Origin of the sequence: Christiangramia sabulilitoris (assembly GCF_007050985.1) — a bacterium.
In the GTDB taxonomy this organism is placed as follows: domain Bacteria; phylum Bacteroidota; class Bacteroidia; order Flavobacteriales; family Flavobacteriaceae; genus Christiangramia; species Christiangramia sabulilitoris.
This window is the reverse complement of the sequence record NZ_VHSF01000002.1, coordinates 343,194-362,285: the sequence shown is the minus strand read 5'-3', so window position 1 is coordinate 362,285 and position 19,092 is coordinate 343,194. Positions and strand designations below refer to the sequence as shown.

Annotated in this window: 19 protein-coding genes; 11 read left to right on the top strand and 8 right to left on the bottom strand. The window is 39.0% G+C overall.

Annotated elements, in window-relative coordinates:
• Nucleotides 1–11 precede the first annotated feature (11 nt).
• Nucleotides 12–566, bottom strand: coding sequence for a DsrE family protein (locus FGM01_RS08095; protein ID WP_143410678.1), 555 nt, complete (start codon nt 564–566; stop codon nt 12–14).
• A 138-nt stretch (nt 567–704) separates the two neighbouring features.
• Here FGM01_RS08095 and FGM01_RS08090 point away from each other — a divergent pair, with 138 nt between their 5' ends.
• The 3 genes from FGM01_RS08090 (at nt 705) to FGM01_RS08080 (ending at nt 4,195) form a co-directional block, all read left to right on the top strand.
• Nucleotides 705–3,023, top strand: coding sequence for an ATP-dependent helicase (locus FGM01_RS08090; RefSeq protein ID WP_143410677.1), 2,319 nt, complete (start codon nt 705–707; stop codon nt 3,021–3,023).
• A gap of 286 nt (nt 3,024–3,309) precedes the next feature.
• On the top strand, nt 3,310–3,522 hold the full coding sequence (locus FGM01_RS08085) for a hypervirulence associated TUDOR domain-containing protein (RefSeq protein ID WP_143410676.1): 213 nt from the start codon (nt 3,310–3,312) through the stop codon (nt 3,520–3,522).
• A 52-nt stretch (nt 3,523–3,574) separates the two neighbouring features.
• The gene (locus tag FGM01_RS08080) at nt 3,575–4,195 is read left to right on the top strand and encodes an L-threonylcarbamoyladenylate synthase (RefSeq protein ID WP_143410675.1); all 621 of its coding nucleotides are present in this window, start codon (nt 3,575–3,577) and stop codon (nt 4,193–4,195) included.
• 6 nt (nt 4,196–4,201) lie between these two features.
• On the opposite strand, the gene FGM01_RS08075 is transcribed toward FGM01_RS08080, so the two are convergent.
• The 4 genes from FGM01_RS08075 to FGM01_RS08060 all read right to left on the bottom strand — a co-directional run bounded on the left by FGM01_RS08075 (nt 4,202) and on the right by FGM01_RS08060 (nt 7,844).
• Entirely contained in the window at nt 4,202–5,329 is a 1,128-nt protein-coding gene (locus FGM01_RS08075) for a hypothetical protein (protein ID WP_143410674.1), read from the bottom strand.
• A gap of 131 nt (nt 5,330–5,460) precedes the next feature.
• Complete coding sequence (locus tag FGM01_RS08070; protein WP_143410673.1) at nt 5,461–6,306, bottom strand: OmpA/MotB family protein; 846 nt, start codon at nt 6,304–6,306, stop codon at nt 5,461–5,463.
• A 93-nt stretch (nt 6,307–6,399) separates the two neighbouring features.
• Entirely contained in the window at nt 6,400–7,398 is a 999-nt protein-coding gene (locus FGM01_RS08065; RefSeq protein ID WP_143410672.1) for a glycosyltransferase family 2 protein, read from the bottom strand.
• Complete coding sequence (locus tag FGM01_RS08060) at nt 7,398–7,844, bottom strand: type I restriction enzyme HsdR N-terminal domain-containing protein (protein ID WP_143410671.1); 447 nt, start codon at nt 7,842–7,844, stop codon at nt 7,398–7,400. The genes FGM01_RS08065 and FGM01_RS08060 overlap by 1 nt, the downstream gene beginning before the upstream one ends.
• An 82-nt stretch (nt 7,845–7,926) precedes the next feature.
• Between FGM01_RS08060 and holA the strand changes: the two genes are divergently transcribed.
• From holA to FGM01_RS08020, 8 genes are all read left to right on the top strand, one after another.
• A complete protein-coding gene (holA, locus tag FGM01_RS08055) occupies nt 7,927–8,931 on the top strand; it encodes a DNA polymerase III subunit delta (RefSeq protein ID WP_143410670.1) in 1,005 nt (334 codons plus the stop codon).
• Between the two features lie 3 nt (nt 8,932–8,934).
• On the top strand, nt 8,935–9,837 hold the full coding sequence (gene menA / locus FGM01_RS08050; protein ID WP_143410669.1) for a 1,4-dihydroxy-2-naphthoate octaprenyltransferase: 903 nt from the start codon (nt 8,935–8,937) through the stop codon (nt 9,835–9,837).
• A 92-nt stretch (nt 9,838–9,929) separates the two neighbouring features.
• Nucleotides 9,930–10,610 (top strand): metal-dependent hydrolase, encoded by a 681-nt coding sequence (locus tag FGM01_RS08045; protein WP_143410668.1) that lies wholly within the window; start codon nt 9,930–9,932, stop codon nt 10,608–10,610.
• Nucleotides 10,611–10,613: 3 nt separating this feature from the next.
• Nucleotides 10,614–11,648, top strand: a complete 1,035-nt coding sequence (locus FGM01_RS08040) for an o-succinylbenzoate synthase (RefSeq protein WP_143410667.1) — start codon at nt 10,614–10,616, stop codon at nt 11,646–11,648.
• A gap of 85 nt (nt 11,649–11,733) precedes the next feature.
• Nucleotides 11,734–12,576 carry a CPBP family intramembrane glutamic endopeptidase gene (locus FGM01_RS08035; protein WP_341478029.1) on the top strand — a complete coding sequence of 281 codons (843 nt, stop codon included), beginning with the start codon at nt 11,734–11,736 and terminating at the stop codon, nt 12,574–12,576.
• Between the two features lie 125 nt (nt 12,577–12,701).
• Nucleotides 12,702–13,799, top strand: a complete 1,098-nt coding sequence (locus FGM01_RS08030) for an AMP-binding protein (protein WP_143410665.1) — start codon at nt 12,702–12,704, stop codon at nt 13,797–13,799.
• Nucleotides 13,800–13,839: 40 nt separating this feature from the next.
• On the top strand, nt 13,840–14,334 hold the full coding sequence (locus tag FGM01_RS08025) for a CIA30 family protein (protein ID WP_243735782.1): 495 nt from the start codon (nt 13,840–13,842) through the stop codon (nt 14,332–14,334).
• A 27-nt stretch (nt 14,335–14,361) separates the two neighbouring features.
• Entirely contained in the window at nt 14,362–15,693 is a 1,332-nt protein-coding gene (locus tag FGM01_RS08020; protein WP_143410663.1) for a M24 family metallopeptidase, read from the top strand.
• A 12-nt stretch (nt 15,694–15,705) separates the two neighbouring features.
• On the opposite strand, the gene FGM01_RS08015 is transcribed toward FGM01_RS08020, so the two are convergent.
• From FGM01_RS08015 to FGM01_RS08005, 3 genes are all read right to left on the bottom strand, one after another.
• The gene (locus FGM01_RS08015) at nt 15,706–16,128 is read right to left on the bottom strand and encodes a DoxX family protein (RefSeq protein WP_143410662.1); all 423 of its coding nucleotides are present in this window, start codon (nt 16,126–16,128) and stop codon (nt 15,706–15,708) included.
• Nucleotides 16,129–16,221: 93 nt separating this feature from the next.
• On the bottom strand, nt 16,222–17,859 hold the full coding sequence (locus FGM01_RS08010) for a M1 family metallopeptidase (protein ID WP_143410661.1): 1,638 nt from the start codon (nt 17,857–17,859) through the stop codon (nt 16,222–16,224).
• A gap of 82 nt (nt 17,860–17,941) precedes the next feature.
• Nucleotides 17,942–18,898, bottom strand: a complete 957-nt coding sequence (locus FGM01_RS08005; RefSeq protein ID WP_143410660.1) for a bestrophin family protein — start codon at nt 18,896–18,898, stop codon at nt 17,942–17,944.
• Between the last annotated feature and the right edge of the window lie 194 nt (nt 18,899–19,092).

Below are 19,092 nucleotides of genomic sequence, written 5' to 3'. Positions count from 1 at the left end.
TATATTATAACTTAAAAATTAATTAGTCTGTAATTATCATTCTGAAGCTGTACTAAAGCAGTCATTGCCGAGAGGGCAAATTGCACATCTTCCGAAGCATTTTTGCGATCAATATTGTAAAATGCTGCACTTTGACCGCATAAAATTATACGAACCCCTTTTTCCTTAAGGGCCTTGATTAATGGTAAATTAAGATTTAATTCCGCTTCAGGAAATCTCTCCAGGTATGCTTGATTTTTGAGTACATCCTGTACGGCTTTCCCGTGCAAAACCAGGGCGACCTTCATATTTTCGGGTTTTAGTCCGGCTTGCCCGTGCATATTGAGATACCTGGCTGCCGTTTGTATGAGTTTATTAGGTGCAGACTGATCGAAACTTCTACCTACATCAAATACAACTTTCATGAGAGAGGTGGTATCGGTTTCAAAACCCGGTGATTCCACCTTATAGGTTTTTCCATATTCCGGGATTATTTTTCCCTGCTGTGGTTGCTGAGCATGGCTGGTATTCGAAAATATGATAAGCAATAGTAAAAATAATTTATTCATCTCTGGATTGGATTCCATGGTTTTGATAAAATTTAAAGATATTAAAATATCATCATAGCGATAACTGAGAAAGCATTTGTTCAAAAAACGGCTTGGATCCGGTTTCCTTTTATACACATTTTGGTTACCTTTCAGCTTTTAAAAAAAGGAGAAAATTTGGAAGCTTATTTAGCTGGATTAAATGACGCACAGAGGGCTCCGGTCCTGCAAAAAGACGGACCTATGATCGTGATTGCAGGAGCGGGTTCGGGCAAAACCAGGGTACTTACTTTCAGGATCGCATACCTGATGAATCAGGGGGTAGATCCTTTTAATATTCTAGCCCTTACTTTTACAAATAAGGCTGCAAGGGAGATGAAGCATCGTATTGCACAGATCGTGGGAAGCAGCGAAGCTAAAAATCTCTGGATGGGAACGTTCCATTCGGTCTTTGCCAAGATTTTACGATTTGAGGCCGATAAGCTGGGCTATCCATCCAACTTTACCATCTATGATACTCAGGATTCACATTCGGTGATCAGGGCCATCATTAAGGATATGAGGTTAGACAAAGATGTATATAAATATAAACAGGTCTATAACCGCATTTCATCTTACAAGAACAGTCTTATTACGGTAAAAGCTTATTTCCAGAATGGTGAACTTCAGGAGGCAGATGCCATGTCCAAAAAGCCCCGACTTGGAGAGATCTACAAAGAATATGTGGATCGCTGTTTTAAAGCGGGGGCCATGGATTTTGATGATCTTTTACTGAAAACGAATGAACTTTTGAACCGTTTTCCAGATGTTTTACATAAATACCAAAGTAGGTTTAAGTATATCTTGGTAGATGAGTACCAGGATACAAATCACTCACAGTATCTTATCGTCAGGGCTTTATCAGATAAATTTCAAAATATCTGTGTAGTTGGGGATGATGCACAAAGTATTTATGCCTTCAGGGGAGCAAACATTAATAATATTCTGAATTTCCAGAAAGATTATGATGATGTACAAATGTACAGGCTGGAACAGAATTATCGTTCCACCAAAAATATCGTAAGTGCAGCCAACTCCATTATAGATAAGAACAAAACCAAGCTGGATAAGGTCGTTTGGACCGCAAATGATGATGGTCCAAAAATCGTGGTTAATAGATTGCTTACAGACGGTGAGGAGGGAAGATATGTCGCCAGTTCGATCTTTGAAAATAAAATGCAGCACCAACTTAATAATGGTGATTTTGCGATATTATACAGAACCAATGCCCAGAGCCGGGCGATGGAAGATGCTTTAAGGAAAAAGGATATTCCCTACAGGATCTATGGAGGCCTTTCTTTCTATCAAAGAAAAGAGATCAAAGATGTACTTTCTTATTTGAGATTAATCCTGAATCCAAAAGACGAGGAAGCTTTAAAAAGAGTGATCAATTATCCTTCACGTGGAATCGGGATGACGACCATGGATCGTCTGGCCATAGCAGCTAAGGAACATAACCGATCCATTTTTGAGGTGATCGAAAATATGCAGAACCTAAATCTGAATATTAATCGTGGAACGCAGACCAAACTTGAGAATTTTGTGAATATGATCAAGAGTTTCGCGATCATGAATGAAACTAGTGATGCATTCCAGGTAGCCGAAACGGTGACCAAAAAAACAGGACTTGTTCAGGAACTTAAAAAGGACGGTACTCCCGAAGGAATCGCCCGGATAGAAAATATTGAAGAGCTATTGAACGGGATAAGAGACTTCGTGGAAGGACAAAGAGAATTGGCAGATGCCACCGGTTCCCTTTCAGAATTTCTTGAAGATGTGGCCCTGGCAACAGACTTGGATAATGATACGGGCGATGAAGATAGAGTAGCATTAATGACTATTCACCTGGCTAAAGGGCTGGAATTCCCGTATGTATATATCGTGGGAATGGAAGAAGATCTTTTCCCTTCTGCCATGAGCATGAATACAAGGAGTGAACTGGAGGAAGAACGAAGGCTTTTCTACGTGGCACTTACCAGGGCAGAGAAGCAGGCTTACCTTACATATACCCTTTCCAGATATCGTTGGGGAAAACTGGTAGATGCCGAGCCGAGTAGATTTATCGAAGAGATTGACGATCAATATCTGGAATTAATGGTCCCCCAGGATGATTATAAATACAAGCCATTGATCAATACAGATATTTTTGGCGATGATGTGGATAAAAGCAAGTTAAGACAGACCAAGCCAAAGGGAACTCCGCCGCCGGCCCATAAGCCTTCTGAAGAACAATTAAGAAAGCTTAGAAAACTCAAGCCTGCTTCCCAGCAACCAGAACAGGTCAGGAATACTTTAGAACTTTCCGAAGGGAATGAGGTCGAGCATATGAGATTTGGTAAAGGACGTGTCCTGAAGATCGAAGGAGCAGGGCAGGATAAAAAAGCTGAAATTGATTTTGAACAGGGAGGTATCAAAAAGCTTTTATTGAGATTTGCCAAATTGAAAGTATTATCTTAAAAAGAATTTGTGATAAAATGTAAATAATACATATATTAGCTTAGAGAATTAGATATCACCCTACAATCTAAGTTTCAATAAACCAAACAAAATTAATTTTGTGAGAGACCTTATAAAGGTCTCTTTTTTTATGTCCATAATTCAAAAGAAGCTAAAAGGGCTTTAGATCCTTTACCATCTACATACAAAAAACTTCGTATTTGTTAAAAATGAATTAAAATAAGGTTGCTTCTGTATTCTACTGGCAGATGATTTCTGAATATTCTTTAACTTGAAAAGAAAAATTATGATTCGAGAAGGAAGCAAAGTAAAATGGGAATGGGGCAACGGTACAGCAACAGGAGAAGTTGTTTCAACCTTTACTAAAGAAGTTACCAGGAAGATCGATGGTAATGAAGTAACCCGCAAAGGAGAAGAAGGAAATAAAGCGCTGTACATAAAACAGGAAGACGGGAGCAAAGTATTGAAATTAGAAAGTGAAGTCCAGAAAGCAGATTAAGCATACTTCATCACGATAGTAAAAAGACTAACCACCCTATAAAATTAGAATTATGGCTGAATTACTTAGGATCTATGATGAAAATCCCGCACCCAAGCATATAAATAAAGTAGTTGATACCTTGAAAAAAGGAGGGCTTATTATTTATCCAACCGATACTATTTATGGTTTAGGATGCGATATTACCAACGTTTCGGCATTAGAAAAGATCGCCCAGATAAAAGGGGTGAAACTGGAAAAAGCAAATTTTTCCTTTGTATGTGAAGATCTTAGTAATCTGTCTGATTATGTGAAGCAAATAGACTCTTCTACTTTTAAAATTCTTAAAAGGTCACTTCCCGGGCCATATACCTTTATCCTGCCTGGTGGAAATAATTTACCAAACGTTTTTAAGAAGAAAAAAACGGTCGGGATCCGGGTACCCGATAATAATATTTGCAGAGCTATCGTAAATGGATTGGGAAATCCTATTGTCTCTACCTCGATAAGGGATGAAGATGAGGTTCTGGAATACAGCACCGATCCTGAGCTTATCCGTGAAAAATGGGATCATCTTGTGGATATTGTGATCGATGGGGGTTATGGTGATAATATTCCTTCTACGGTGATAGACCTTACTACGGCAGAACCGGAAGTGATTCGGGAAGGTAAGGGAAGTTTAGATATAATGTAATTACCTTTAAACGCTCAAATACTCCAGATCTGTTCCTAATATTATGGAATTATAGAATTTCAGAAATGCGTTATGTACTTCGCCGGCTTCAAGCACAGAACCTTTCTTTTTGGCAGAATCAGCAAGATCGAAACCGGCCCTAGCCGCCATTGATCTTTGAGTCGGAGTTCCATGGTGCTGGCTGCTGTTGGTCAAACAATCACCTACATTAAAGGAGAGTTCAAAATAATCTGCTATTCGCTTCCAGTTATAGGTAGCTCCGCGTTTATGGCTTAAAAAATAAGCAGCCGCAAAATCTGCTTCGAGTTCAGAAAATCTGGAGCGTTCTGCCATGGGGGGAAGTGAGCTGGCAGAATTCCATTCCAGGTCATTTTCAAACTGTACCTGATGCCACCATTCGTGCGCTAGAATAGAACTGAATGCAACTTTACCTTCAATTCCCACATCAACGAGGCTCTGTAATAATCCATCACCAATCACCAGTAGCCCATTAGACCTGGTAAATGCGTCCAGGGAGAAAAAGGGATTTTCGGGTATGTTAGGAGAAAGCTTATTAATCTCCAAAAGCCAGTCTGCCTTTTCATAAGCTTCATCTCTGTTGCGTACGGTCCGGTCAAAACTTTCGATCATATCGGTTAGAATTTCGCGGTCCTCCAGACTCTTAAAATGTTGCCCGTTTAATCTTATCTCACGGTTAAGATTCCAGAAACTTTCAAGCTCTCTTATTCTTTTTTTAGCTGTTTGATCATACTCTCCATTCTCCCCATAATAATTTTCACCTACATAATAGGTTACATATTTACGGTGTAACTCTGTATAGTAAAATATCAGTCCGGGATCGAAAAGTGGATCTTTCAATAAAGCCTCGGAATAACCAGAAAGTATACGGCCAAAATCTGTGATTTCGCAGGGCTCACTGGTGAAGCCATCTTTGAATAATATTTCATGAATGGCAGTGGATTCAGGCTTGTTATTAAATCCAGAATCGTACTTTTTATAAAATACTATCTCTTTAGGGCTGAACTGCATTGCATCCTGATCTGCAGATTGTATCTCTTCCCGGGAACATGATTGAAAGGTGTATGAGCAAAGAAAAGCACCAAGACACCAGATGTATACATCTGTCTTCTTCATAGCATCAAAAATTAGGTGTGGTTGGTAATCCCTAAAATAATATAAAAACCTGATTTACAACACTATAATAGGTATAAATTAAAAAGCCCCGCAATTGCGGGGCTTTTCAGAAATATATGTTGAAAAAAGTCTTACTCCTGGTTAGAAGTAGCTTTTTCCATTCCTTCTTCGATCATACTGTAGAACTGGTCAAGTTTAGGAAGAACAACAATTCTTGTTCTTCTGTTCTTAGCACGGCCTTCAGCAGTTTCGTTGGTAGCTACAGGAATGTAGTAACTTCTACCTGCTGCAGTCATACGAGCCGGCTCAACACCAAAATCATCCTGAAGTACTCTTACTACAGAAGTAGCACGCTTTACACTAAGATCCCAGTTATCTTCGAACATCGAAGTTTTGATTGGCTTGTCATCTGTATGACCCTCCACCATAAATTCGATGTTTGGCTTGTTCTTAACCACAGTAGCAACTTTTCCAAGTACTTCCTTTGCACGTGGAGTAATGTTGTAACGTCCACTGTCAAATAATAATTTATCTGAAATAGATACGTATACCACACCTTTTTCTACATTGATCTCAATATCCTCATCGCTCATATTTCCAAGAGCACCTTTAAGACTTGTTACCAGGGCTAGAGTTACAGAATCCTTTTTGTTGATTGCATCCTGCATAGAACGAATCGCAAGATCTTTCTCTTTAATGCTCTCTAGCGAACGTTCAAGGTTTTCAGCTTCTTTCTTAGAAAGGGTGGCCAGGTCACCAACGTTGTTCAACAGGGCAGCATTTGTATTATTAAGACGGGTGATCTGCTCGCCCATTCTTTCTTTTTCATCAAGACAGGAATTCAGTTTAACCGTAGCGGTATTTAACTGGTCCTGAGTTTCTCTTTGCTTAGTCTCCAGCTCATTGTATTTTTTCTGTGAAACACATGAAGAGAGCAAAATGGCAGCTGTTGCCGACAAAAGCATGATTTTTTTCATAATAGGTTTCTTATAATTTTATATTGTTAGAATGCCCAAAAATATCAAAAAAATAATAAGACGGAAGCGTATTTTAACATTTCCTTTTTTAAATTATTTTTCGAGCTCACTGAATTTGTTTTTACGCCTTATATAATGGGCGAAAACGATAGATTTGATCTTGTAGTAATCGTTGAAAATAAATGTTTTAGGTCTTTTTTTTCTGATTTTTCCATAATGCCTGTAGAAGCTGCCGTGTGCATCTAAAATAGCGAAGAAATGATTGAATTTTCCTTCGAAAAGAAATTTAAATCCCGCGACCCCGTCCAGGATCATCCTAATAAAAAGAACATAAAATACCCTGCCCGATTCTACATTCTTTAAAAGCATAAAAAGGCTGTTCCTGAAATTGAAGAAGGTCTTCTTTGGATTCATGTCAGCCAGGGTTGCTCCGCCTACGTGGTAGATCCTCGAGGCACTAACATATTTGATCCTGAAACCTTCATTTTGTAACCTCCAGCAAAGGTCGATCTCTTCCTGATGAGCAAAAAAATCTTCATCAAGACCACCCGTTTGCTCATAGTTGTCTTTCCTTATGGCCAGGCAGGCTCCACTGGCCCAGAAAATATATTGATCGTCATTATATTGTCCGTGATCTTCTTCCAAATGTTGAAAGATCCTTCCGCGGCAGAAGGGATATCCAAATTTATCCAGGTAACCTCCGGCAGCGCCCGCATATTCGAAGCAATCTTTCATTTTAAAATCAAGTATCTTAGGCTGGACTGCGGCTGTTTTTGGCTCATTTTCAAAAACCTCAATCACCGGGAGTAACCAGTTTTCTGTCACTTCCACATCACTATTAAGTAATATATGGATATCTTCCGGAACATGTTTTAAAGCCAGGTTATAACCGCCAGCATAGCCTGCATTACGACTATTCTTAATTATTTCAACTTCCGGGAAGTTTTTTTCCAGGAAACTTACAGAGCCGTCTGTAGAGGCATTATCTGCAACGTATATTTTTGCCTGTTTGGAAAAATTGATCACCGAGGGTAAAAACTGTTCCAAAAGGTGTTTTCCATTCCAGTTGAGTATGACAACAGCTACTTTCATTAACGCTTATATTCGGGAAGTTCCTTTAAAAATATATAATTCTCATTCTCATAATCCAACTGGCAGAAGAAATGTTCCAGCCCATTAGTCACCATCAAATAGTTGGCCCGCAAACTAAGGTTATATCTGGCAATCTGGTCAAAGGTGTCCTGGGTAATCTTTACCGAGGGCGCCTTGCATTCTACAATGATGTGTATACCTCCTTCAGGTTCAAAAATTACAATGTCATATCTTTTAACCAGCCCGGCAATCTTAAGTTGCTTCTCTACATTAATATGACTTAGGGGGTATTTCTTCTCCTTTTGAAGAAATTGTACGCAATGTTGTCTTACCCATTCTTCAGGCGTAAGAATGATAAATTTTTTCCTCAGATCATCAAAAACGGCTACTTTATTTTGATTATTTTTGAACCGAAACGAATAAGAGGGAAAATTCAGTTTTTGCATTTTTCAAAAGTAATAAAGATTATTACAGCCCTGCAATTTACTTTTTAGAAATCCCCTGACCTAAAGCTGCACCAAATTCTATATGGACGACGCAAAACAAATCGTAACCGACATTCAGAAAGGAAATATAAAACCTATTTATTTTCTGATGGGGGAAGAGCCATATTATGTGGACAAAATCTCAGATTTTATTGCAGAAAATATTCTTAGCGAGGAGGAACGTGGCTTTAACCAAATGGTTATTTATGGCAGGGATTCCAATATTGAAGAAATCGTAAGCAATGCCAAACGCTATCCCATGATGGCAGAACGGCAGGTGGTTATCGTGAAGGAAGCTCAGGATCTGTCCAGGACTATAGAGAAACTGGTTGATTATGCTGCAAATCCTCAACCAACCACTGTTTTAGTAGTTTGCTATAAATATAAAAAGATCGATAAGCGCAAAAAGCTGCACAAGACGATCTCTAAAACCGGGGTGATCTTCGAGGGTAAACGCTTATATGAAAACCAGGTTGGTGATTGGATCATAAAAACCCTGAAAAGCAGGAATTATGGAATTTCCCCGAAAGCTGCCCAAATGCTGGTGGAATTTTTAGGTACAGACCTGGGGAAGATTGATAACGAACTTCAGAAATTACAACTTATCTGTCCGGCAGGAACTACTATAAATCCCGAGATCATTGAGGAAAATATTGGAATAAGTAAGGACTTTAATAATTTCGAGCTTCGAAAAGCGGTAGGCGAGAGGGATACGCTTAAAGCGCACAGGATTATAAATTACTTTTCTCAAAATCCAAAGGATAATCCCATGATCGTTACAGTTTCGTTATTGTTCTCATTCTTTTCGCAACTCTTACAATATCATGGTCTTTCAGATAAATCCAAGCCGGCCGTAGCGAAGCAACTAAAAGTAAATCCATATTTTGTTAGTGATTATGTAACGGCGGGTCGAAATTATCCAATGAAAAAAGTGAGCCATGTAATTAGCCTGTTGCACGAAACAGATGTGAAAAGTAAAGGAGTGGGAGCTTCAAATGTTTCTCAGGGAGATCTTTTAAAAGAACTCCTGGTGAAAATAATGAATTAAAGCATGAGTAGATTTTCATCCTGGATCAATGCGGCCAGATTAAGAACCTTGCCTTTATCAATTTCCGGAATCATTGTAGGAAGCAGTATAGCCGCTCATGCAGGATATTTTGATATCGCGATTTTCAGCCTGGCGCTGGGAACCACCTTGGGCCTGCAGATACTTTCAAATTTTGCGAATGACTATGGGGATGGGGTAAAAGGTACCGATAATGAAGAAAGAATAGGTCCCGCGAGGGCGATTCAAAGCGGATTAATTAGCGAGAAGGAAATGAAACTGGCTATGGTGGTAACAGCCGTCTGCACCCTGTTTCTGGCGATTCTGCTTATTTATGCATCGTTCGGTCGTGACCAGCTAATTTCGGCTTTGATCTTTTTTATTCTTGGTGTGGCTGCCATAATTGCGGCAATAAAATATACCGTTGGTAACTCAGCTTACGGATACCGGGGAATGGGTGATATATTTGTATTTGTTTTTTTTGGTCTTGTCGCTGTCTATGGATCTTACTATTTATATAGTCACAACCACGAGATCATCAGTGCCTTTCCGGCCATATCTATAGGATTTCTTAGCGTGGCGGTATTAAATCTCAATAATCTGCGTGACCGAATTTCTGATGCCAGAGCTAACAAAAGAACGCTGGTGGTCAAGCTGGGAGAAAAAAGAGCTAAAAATTATCATTATATTCTTATTATCGGTTCACTTTTCTGCTTCCTGATATATTCCGTTCTAACTACATCAGAACTAAATGATTTTATATATCTCATCGGGTTTGTTCCCCTAATTTTTCATCTTCAGCGGGTGGTGGACAATAAAGACCCTAAAGTCCTGGATCCTGAATTAAAAATAGTTGCACTTTCCACTTTCGGCATTTCCATTCTTTTTGCTCTTGGCCTGATCTGGTAGTTAGCTCGAGAAAATTAACAAAATTATATAGACTATGGCCATCAGGTTTTTTAGTGAATTCCTATTTTTATAAAAACCAACATTTTTAAATTATGAAAATCACTTTTTACGGCCAGAATACCCTTGCATTGAAAATAGGAGATATCGATGTGCTGGTAGATCCTTTCATAACGGGCAATGACCTCTCAAAGGACAAGGTTGATATAATGGATCTGAAGGCAGATTTTATTTTACTTACTCATGCTCATCAGGATCATACTCTGGATGCTGAAGCGATAGCTAAAAATACCGGTGCAGTGATCGTTAGTAATTTTGAAATTGCTAATCATTATGAAGCAAAAGGTTTAGAGGTTCACCCTATGAATCATGGTGGAAGCTGGGATTTTGAATTCGGAAAGGTGAAATATGTCAACGCAATCCATACCAGTTCATTTCCAGATGGAAGTTATGGTGGGCAACCCGGCGGATTTGTAATTGAAGGAGAACACAAGAATATTTATATCGCAGGCGATACTGCTTTGACCATGGATATGAAATTGATCCCAATGAAAACAGATTTGGACCTGGCGGTGCTGCCAATTGGTGATAATTTCACAATGGGAGTGGATGATGCAATTATTGCCAGTGACTTCATTGAATGTGATAAGATCTTAGGCTGTCATTATGATACCTTTGGATATATTGAAATAGACCATGAAGAAGCGAAAAAGAAATTTTATGAAAAAGGGAAGGACCTCATGCTTCTGGAAATTGGAGAATCTATAGAATTATAGTACATGAAGGCAGATTATAAGAAGTATATTCTCAATTTTAAACGCCCCAGCGGAACTTCCCGGGGCGTTCTTGTTGAAAAGGAAACCTGGTTTCTGAAAATTTCCGATGGCGGGAATTTCGGCATCGGGGAATGCGGGATCCTAAGGAGTTTAAGTTATGATGACAAGCCAGATTATGAAGAAAAGCTAAAGTGGACCTGTAATAATATTAATATGGGCAGGGAAATGCTTTGGGAAGAACTAAGAGAATTTCCAAGTATTCAATTTGGTGTGGAAATGGCTTTTCAAAGTTTAGAGGCTAAGCATCCATTTTTGCTTTATCCTTCAGACTTTACCAATGGTAAAAGTGCTATTCCTATTAACGGCCTTATCTGGATGGGAGACAAGACTTTCATGAAGAATCAGATTTCAGAAAAGATCGCCGCAGGATTTAACTGTATCAAATTAAAGATAGGTGCGATAGATTTTGAAACTGAATTGGACCTTCTGCAGGCGATTAGAAGTGAATTTTCTGAAAGAGATATAGAATTGCGGGTGGATGCAAATGGCGCATTTAATCCGCAGGATGCCATGGAAAAGTTAGATAGGCTGGCTCAGTTTGATCTGCATAGTATAGAACAACCTATAAAACAGGGACAGATCGAAGAAATGGCTGATTTGTGCCGAAAAACTCCGTTACCAATTGCTTTGGATGAGGAACTAATTGGACTCACCAATGTAACAGATAAAGAAAACCTGATACAAATAGTAAATCCACAATATGCGATCTTCAAGCCCAGCCTGATTGGTGGGATAAAGGGTACGGTTGAGTGGAAAAATATATGTGAGGCTCAGGGTGTAAAATGGTGGATCACCAGTGCCCTGGAAAGCAATGTGGGTCTAAATGCTATTGCACAATGGACCTACACTCTTAAACCGGATTTACCGCAGGGATTGGGGACCGGCGGCCTATATACTAATAATTTCGAAAGTCCGTTGGAGGTCGAAAATGGAAATATTCATTATAATCCTTCGAAGCACTGGGAATTTAATTTTTAATTAATTTATGTTTATAGCACAGGCATTCAAGTATTCACACTCCTTCTGGCGTTATTTAGTCATTCCTGTATTATTTTTTGGTCTAATGGCCCTCAACTTTGTCTTTATCGAAATGATGGATATCGATATAGGGCAAGTCATGCAGGAAGAAATTGCCCGTAAAGGATCCAACCGGGTCCTGGTTGAAAACCTGCTCGCATTCGTGATTTTCCTGGCAGGACTTTTTCTCTGGGTAAAATATGTACATCATCAGCCTATAAAAGCATTAACGACCAGTAGGAAAAAAATAGACTGGAGCCGGTTCTGGTTTGTCTTTATATTAGTGGGTGCCTTTAGTATAATTATAACCTTGCTGGATTATTTTGCCAATCCGGAGGATTATGTAGTGAATTTTGAATTAGAGCCGTTTCTGTATCTACTATTGATCTGTGTGCTGTTGATTCCTATCCAAACCAGTTTTGAAGAATACTTCTTCAGGGGTTATCTCATGCAGGGATTGGGCATATTGGCCAGAAATCGATGGGTTCCCTTAATTTTTACTTCGCTGGTTTTTGGGGGACTGCATTATTTTAATCCTGAAGTGACCAAGCTGGGGGATATCATCATGATACACTATATAGGTACCGGCTTTATGTTGGGAATCATTACTTTGATGGACGAGGGGCTGGAATTGGCGCTTGGATTTCATGCGGCAAATAACCTCATTACGGCCTTACTGGTTACTGCAGACTGGACCGCATTTCAAACAAATTCTATTCTTAGGGATGTATCAGAGCCCTCTGCAGGCTGGGATGTTTTTATTCCGGTTCTTGTTATTTATCCACTGTTCCTGTATATCATGGCAAGAAAGTATAAGTGGACCAACTGGAAGGAAAAATTAACCGGAAAGGTAGAGAAGCCGGTAGAGTTAGAGCCAGAAAGGTTCTAAACCGATTATTTTTTAATAATGATGAAGTGCCAAAACCGATTTGGAATTCATAAATGTTAATAAACATTTTTAAAAATCCCATTTCAATTCGTTAACTTTAGAGATATCGACTAACTTCATCAAATATGCCAGATAAGTTTAAAATACCCGAAACTCATTCAGATTTTCGACTGAACAAGAGGCATTACACGAATTCTGAGCTTAAGCAGATTGCTTATAGTTTTATAAAGGAAGGTGAGCCCTACGAGCAGCAGATAGGCAGTTTTTTGATGGACTGGTTGAAACCAACTTCTTATATCGAAGTTCAAACTTCAGGGTCTACTGGTAAACCAAAGAAAATGAAGCTAAAGAAAGAGCATATGATAAACTCTGCTTTAGCAACTTCAAAGTTTTTTGAACTACCGGCACGTACTACCGCATTGCTTTGCCTTCCCGCAGAGTATATAGCCGGGAAGATGATGCTGGTAAGAGCTATGGCCTTGGGCTGGGACCTTGATACGATTCCTCCTTCTTCTAATCCCCTGGATAACCTTTTCAAGGTTTACGATTTTTCGGCCATGACTCCATTCCAGTTAGATAATTCCATTGCGCGGTTGCACCTGGTGAAGAAGCTTATTATTGGCGGTGGTGCAGTATCTCCCAGATTAAGAAAGATGTTGAAAGATGTGGAATCCGTTTTATACGAAACTTACGGGATGACTGAAACCTGTAGTCATATTGCAGCCAAAAAACTCAATCCTAAGAAAAAACGGAAAGCGGAAAGGCCGTTCAGATTAATGCCAAATGTGCATATTGCCCAGGATGAAAGAGGCTGTTTGATAATAAAAGCTCCTAATATTTTGGATGAGGATATAGTCACGAATGATGTGGTAGAAATTATTACTTATAAAAGGTTTCTGTGGAAGGGTAGATATGACAATGTCATAAATTCTGGCGGGATCAAATTATTTCCCGAGCAGATCGAACAGAAACTTAACGAGGTACTGGACCGGCGTTTTTTCGTAACATCCATGCCAGATGAATCTCTTGGTGAGAAGCTTATTTTATTTGTAGAAGATGATTTTTCTGAAGATACCATCGAGGAATTGCAGGAGGAGATCGATAAAATTAAGTCACTAAGTAAATACGAAAAACCTAAGAAGATCTATCTTATCGAAAAATTTGAGGAAACCCCTAATGGCAAGATACATCGTGAAAACACTTTGAAAAGCCGGGTTTCATAGAATTATGCGCTACTTACTTTTCATAATAACACTCCTTTCAATGCTTCAGAACAAGGTGATTTTTGATTTTGAGAGGGAATTAGACCTGGAAGACTGGAAACTTGTACTCGACGGAGTGATGGGAGGCCTTTCTACAGGAGACTTTTATCTGAACGATGATGGCTATGCAGTTTTCGAAGGAGTTGTTTCCCTTGAAAATAATGGAGGGTTTTCATCGGTAAGATATGATTTACCTAAAATGGAGATTGGAAGCAGTGAATTTGTGATTTTAAAACTAAAAGGGGATGGGAAGAACTATCAATTCCGTGTAAAAAATAAGGATAGCAATTACTATTCCTATATCATCGAATTCTGCACTAATAAAGAATGGCAGGAAATTAAAATCCCTCTGGATAAAATGTATCCTTCCTTCAGGGGGCGAAAATTGAATCAGCCTAATTTCAATCATGATCATATAGATGAAATTGCTATTTTAATCGGGAATAAAAAAAATGAAGCTTTCAAACTGCTTATCGCTAAAATCGAATTACAATAATCTACTATCAAACTCCTGTTTATTTCTATGAAAAAGATCCTGCTAGCTACCATCATTTTATTTACCGCTTTTGCCCAAAGCCAGGTGTTAGATGAGAGAGAAAGATCAAAGGTTAATGACCAGATCCTTGCTGATAGGTTTAACAACCTGCTTCCCAAACTGATGGATCGCAGTGGTATTGATATGTGGGTGGTTATTTCCAGAGAATATAATGAAGATCCGGTTTTAAGAACCATGCTGCCATCCACCTGGTTAAATGCCCGAAGAAGAACAATTTTAGTGTTTAACCGGGATAAGGAGGCAGACAGTCTGGAAAAACTAGCCATAGCCAGGTATAATATTGGAGACAATATTGTTTCTGCCTGGGACAAAGAGAAAGAACCCAACCAGTGGAAAGCATTAATAGATATTATTAAAGAAAGAAACCCTTCTAAGATCGCGCTTAATTTCTCTGATAATTTTGGCATCGCAGACGGGCTGGCGAAAACAGATTTTGAGCAATTCAAAGCTGCTTTGCCCGGGGAATATCACGATCGTATTGTTTCTGCGGAAGACCTTGCAGTTGGTTGGATTGAAACCCGAACCCTTCGTGAAATGGTTCTTTTTAGCGATCTTGTGGAGCTTACCCATGAAATTATTGCAGAAGCTTTTAGCACACTCGTTATACAACCCGGGGTTACTACTACAGATGATGTGGTTTGGTGGCTGCGGCAGAAAGTTACCGATATGGGTATGGAAACCTGGTTTCATCCAACAGTAGATATACAGCGAAGCAATGAAGAACTGGTAGATCATATTACCGCATTTTCAAATGAAAATGGCAGTTCTGTTATTTTACCGGGGGACCTTATACATTGTGATTTTGGAATTTCCTATCTGAATTTAAATACAGACTGCCAGCAAATGGCCTATGTTTTAAAGGATGGAGAAAACAAGGCACCGGTATTTTTAGAAAAGGCCTTTTCTAAAGGAAATTTGTTGCAGGATATCCTTACTTCAAATTTTAAGACGGGACTTACCGGAAACGAGATCTTAAAGAAAAGTCTGAAGGAAGCAAAAGAACAGGGCTTAAAAGCCTCTATTTATACTCACCCGCTTGGTCTTTACGGTCACTCTGCGGGACCAACTATCGGGATGTGGGATCAGCAAGGTGGAGTTCCTGGGCCCGGCGATTATCCTCTATATGAAAATACGGCTTACGCGATCGAATTAAATACAGAGGTAAATATTCCTGAATGGGAGAAGAGCGTTAGAATCATGCTGGAAGAAGCAGGATTCTGGGGTGAAGATGGATTCAGATATGTGAATAAAAGACAAAGAGATCTTAGGCTAATTCCTTCAGAAAAAGCTGAAAACTAAAAAAAGCCAGTTTTAATATCCCATTTTCATCATGTAATCTGCGGAATGTTTCCCGGATCCATAGAAAATAAAGAACACACTAATTACTGTTACCAGGAGGGCAAGGATCAATGCTGAAGAATTCATTTCTCCAACGAAATTGATCAGAATTGCCCCGATCAGGATTGGGATCTGTGCGATAAGTGCCCATCTCGTCAATAATCCAAAAGCAATAAGAATACCTCCAACCAGGTGTGCAGATGCTACATAATGAACTATGAGCATAGTGCCTCCAAAACCTTGTAGAGGTTTTATCAATTCTGCCAGCATTTCGGTTTGTGAGATGAATTGGACTCCTTTTATAAAGAAAAAGACTCCCAGCGCTACCCGTAATAGATCAAGCCAGTAGTAAGTATGTGCATTGGCCCATTTATTAAGTGATTTAATACTTAACATAATGCAATAATTTACCTTAAGTTACTAAAAACCAGTAAAATATCCGCCTTTATGCCGATCTAATTGTTTGAATTTCAGGATATCTGGAAAGCTTTATGGTACGATCTCAGTTTCTATGTAGAATTCGAGATCATTCACTTTTAATTCATCAAGTTCTTCACCGGTCTCGTAGGATTGCCATTCTGAGGTAGCGTTCAAACGTATCTCTTCTTCATCGATGAATACATCAACGGGCATTTTAAAGCTTAGAACGTCTGCTTTCCAGCGGTAAAGTATCTGGTCATCAGCCTGTCTCAACTGCAGAACCGGCAAAGAAGCATGTCTGAGATATTGATCAAATACCGGTTTTAGATCTACCTCTGTGGCCATATCGAAAAATTCCTCGGTGTCCTCTGTAGTAATAGTTCTATGCTTAAAGGTTTCTGTATAATCTCTTAAGGTTTTCCACCATAATTCATCGTTATCGTAGATGCTTCTTATCATATTCAAAAGGTTGGAGCCTTTATAATACATGTCGCTTGAACCTTCCGCATTTACCCCATAATCCCCAATGATCTTACGTTGATTTGAAATATTTCGCCTTATTCCCTTAATGTACTGCAGGCTTTCTTTCTTTCCCCAGCGACATTCAGTATAAATAGCTTCCGTATAACTGGTAAAGCCTTCGTGGATCCACATATCGGCAATATCTTTTGCGGTGATACTGTTTCCATACCATTCGTGACCTGATTCATGGATGATAATAAAATCAAATTTTAACCCAATTCCGGTTCCAGACAGATCCCTGCCAAGATATCCCTTCCGGTATTGGTTTCCATAAGCTACCGCACTCTGGTGTTCCATCCCCAGGTATGGTGTTTCGATAAGTTTGAAACCGTCTTCTACGAAAGGATAAGGCCCCATTTTCTTATAAAAACAGGCCATCATATCCTTCACCTCAGTAAAATGAACTTTAGCTTTCTCCAGGTTATATGGCAATACGTAATAGTCCAGAGTCAGGTCTCTATATTCATCAGAAAAATGCACGTAGTTACCTATATTGAGCATTATGTTATAATTATTGATCGGGTTCACCACTTTCCAGCTCCACTCGGTAAATCCATTACCCAGGTCTTTTTCACCTATTAACCTACCGTTGGAAACGTTCATGAGACCATTGGGTACGGCAATATCTAACCTAGCCTCCTCAGGTTCATCGCTTTGATGATCCTTGTTGGGATACCATAAACTTGCGCCAGTTCCCTGGACTGCAACCCCAATCCAGGGATTACTGTCTTCATCCTTATCCCAAACAAAGCCGCCATCCCAGGGAGCGTTTTTGGCTACTACCGGATTTCCATGATAATAAAATTGTATAGAATCTGAAATACCTTTTTGCAGGGGTTCGTCGAATTTTATGAAGACTGCATTATATTCCCTTTCATAACTCAATTCTTTACCTCGGTGCATGATCGAATCTATCTGCATATTTTTGAAAAGATCCAATTGCATTACCGGCAACTCTGCTATTACTTTAAAACTAATGGTATTAGACCCGGAAATGAATTTGTTTTCAGGTTCTACTTTTAATTTCAAATGATATTTCTGTACATCAAAACCAGTCCTTTCAGGTCTTAGGGAACCTCTAAGGGTATCTGCCTTAGTAAAATTGGAATGATTTTCTCCAACTACCTGAGCATTCAGATTACAAAATGAAAAAAATAATATAAGTGCCGGGATAATACGTTTCATGTTCAAATAAATTTGGAGAGCCAAGTTATAGTTTTTTGAGCAATATTCCCTTTAGCCTTTATCTGTGCATTCTCAATCGAAGCTATAAAATAACACCTTCAAATTTCTCGGTATACTTTGGCAATTCTCCTTCACCTAGCATTTCTTTTAAATTGGTTTCTATGGTGATACTTATCTGGGTAAGGGGTGTGTCTTCCATTTTGTTTTCAAAAGGATCTTCTGTGCGTTCCCCTATCTGGTCAAGTGCAAGGAATATAAAGTTTATGGTAAGGGAAAGAGGGATGTTGATCCAGCCTAATTCTTCAATAAATGCAAACGGAACCAGGGTGCCATGCATAAATACAAATATCCTGGAAGAAAAACTATAAGGCCTTGGAAGCGGAGTATTCTTGATCCTCTCGCTCATTCCCTGATGGTTGTTAAATTCAGTCAGGGTTTCATTCAGCTTTACAAAACGATAATCTGAAAGCCAGCCTTTTTCAAAGGCGGTTCTTAGGTCCTCTCCCTGTAGTTGTAATAGATAGTTAGGAGGATTGTTTTTCTCCCGGAATAGCCTGAACTCTTCGGAAGATAGAAAGGCTTTGACATCGGCATATCTGTTATGATCCTCTACTAATTCATTCCTGTTTTTATTATATGGTTTTCTAATCCTGAGGAATACTCTCAAGGCGTGTACAAAACCAATATGGCGATAAATCACTCTTTTCTGCCATTGTTCAAGTTCATCTGCATATGCATTTTCTGTAGGAAGGGCCAGATTAAGAATTTCTCTTCCCCACGCGCGGCTGTAGTTAACCAGTAGTCCCCAGATTTTCCTGGCTTCCCACCAACGATCATAGGCACTGTTATTTTTAAAACCCAGGTATATGGCCAGGGCTGTACTTAGGGTTGCAATAGCGTTAAAAGGAATGCTTAGCCTTTCAAAATTGAATTGAATATGTAACACATAAACCAGTAATGATAGTATGAAAAAGTAGATCATACTTTTCCAGGTATAATATACAATGTGTTTCCAGTTGAGGTTCCTCGAGACGATCATTTGAGCATATTTTTGTGAAAAATTACACCAAAAACCGACTCGTTTTACGGGATAAAACTCATTTATATATTATTTAATATCTCCTGCCAAATTTTTCTAAAAAGAACAGAAGTATGCTTTCTCAGGGCTCACGTGGATAGAATTATCATGATATATGGTGAAGAAAAACTTATACCGGGAAATAAAAAAACCAT

Bases quoted from the DNA above. Each gene is read 5' to 3' on its own strand.
- FGM01_RS08030 (WP_143410665.1), top strand. From the start codon at position 12,702: ATGCCAGATAAGTTTAAAATACCCGAAACTCATTCAGATTTTCGACTG.
- FGM01_RS08040 (WP_143410667.1), top strand. From the start codon at position 10,614: ATGAAGGCAGATTATAAGAAGTATATTCTCAATTTTAAACGCCCCAGC.
- FGM01_RS08035 (WP_341478029.1), top strand. From the start codon at position 11,734: ATGGCCCTCAACTTTGTCTTTATCGAAATGATGGATATCGATATAGGG.
- FGM01_RS08060 (WP_143410671.1), bottom strand. From the start codon at position 7,844: ATGCAAAAACTGAATTTTCCCTCTTATTCGTTTCGGTTCAAAAATAAT.
- FGM01_RS08005 (WP_143410660.1), bottom strand. From the start codon at position 18,898: ATGATCGTCTCGAGGAACCTCAACTGGAAACACATTGTATATTATACC.
- FGM01_RS08020 (WP_143410663.1), top strand. From the start codon at position 14,362: ATGAAAAAGATCCTGCTAGCTACCATCATTTTATTTACCGCTTTTGCC.
- FGM01_RS08075 (WP_143410674.1), bottom strand. From the start codon at position 5,329: ATGAAGAAGACAGATGTATACATCTGGTGTCTTGGTGCTTTTCTTTGC.
- menA (WP_143410669.1), top strand. From the start codon at position 8,935: ATGAGTAGATTTTCATCCTGGATCAATGCGGCCAGATTAAGAACCTTG.
- holA (WP_143410670.1), top strand. From the start codon at position 7,927: ATGGACGACGCAAAACAAATCGTAACCGACATTCAGAAAGGAAATATA.
- FGM01_RS08065 (WP_143410672.1), bottom strand. From the start codon at position 7,398: ATGAAAGTAGCTGTTGTCATACTCAACTGGAATGGAAAACACCTTTTG.
- FGM01_RS08010 (WP_143410661.1), bottom strand. From the start codon at position 17,859: ATGAAACGTATTATCCCGGCACTTATATTATTTTTTTCATTTTGTAAT.
- FGM01_RS08045 (WP_143410668.1), top strand. From the start codon at position 9,930: ATGAAAATCACTTTTTACGGCCAGAATACCCTTGCATTGAAAATAGGA.
- FGM01_RS08025 (WP_243735782.1), top strand. From the start codon at position 13,840: ATGCTTCAGAACAAGGTGATTTTTGATTTTGAGAGGGAATTAGACCTG.
- FGM01_RS08080 (WP_143410675.1), top strand. From the start codon at position 3,575: ATGGCTGAATTACTTAGGATCTATGATGAAAATCCCGCACCCAAGCAT.
- FGM01_RS08015 (WP_143410662.1), bottom strand. From the start codon at position 16,128: ATGTTAAGTATTAAATCACTTAATAAATGGGCCAATGCACATACTTAC.
- FGM01_RS08085 (WP_143410676.1), top strand. From the start codon at position 3,310: ATGATTCGAGAAGGAAGCAAAGTAAAATGGGAATGGGGCAACGGTACA.
- FGM01_RS08095 (WP_143410678.1), bottom strand. From the start codon at position 566: ATGGAATCCAATCCAGAGATGAATAAATTATTTTTACTATTGCTTATC.
- FGM01_RS08070 (WP_143410673.1), bottom strand. From the start codon at position 6,306: ATGAAAAAAATCATGCTTTTGTCGGCAACAGCTGCCATTTTGCTCTCT.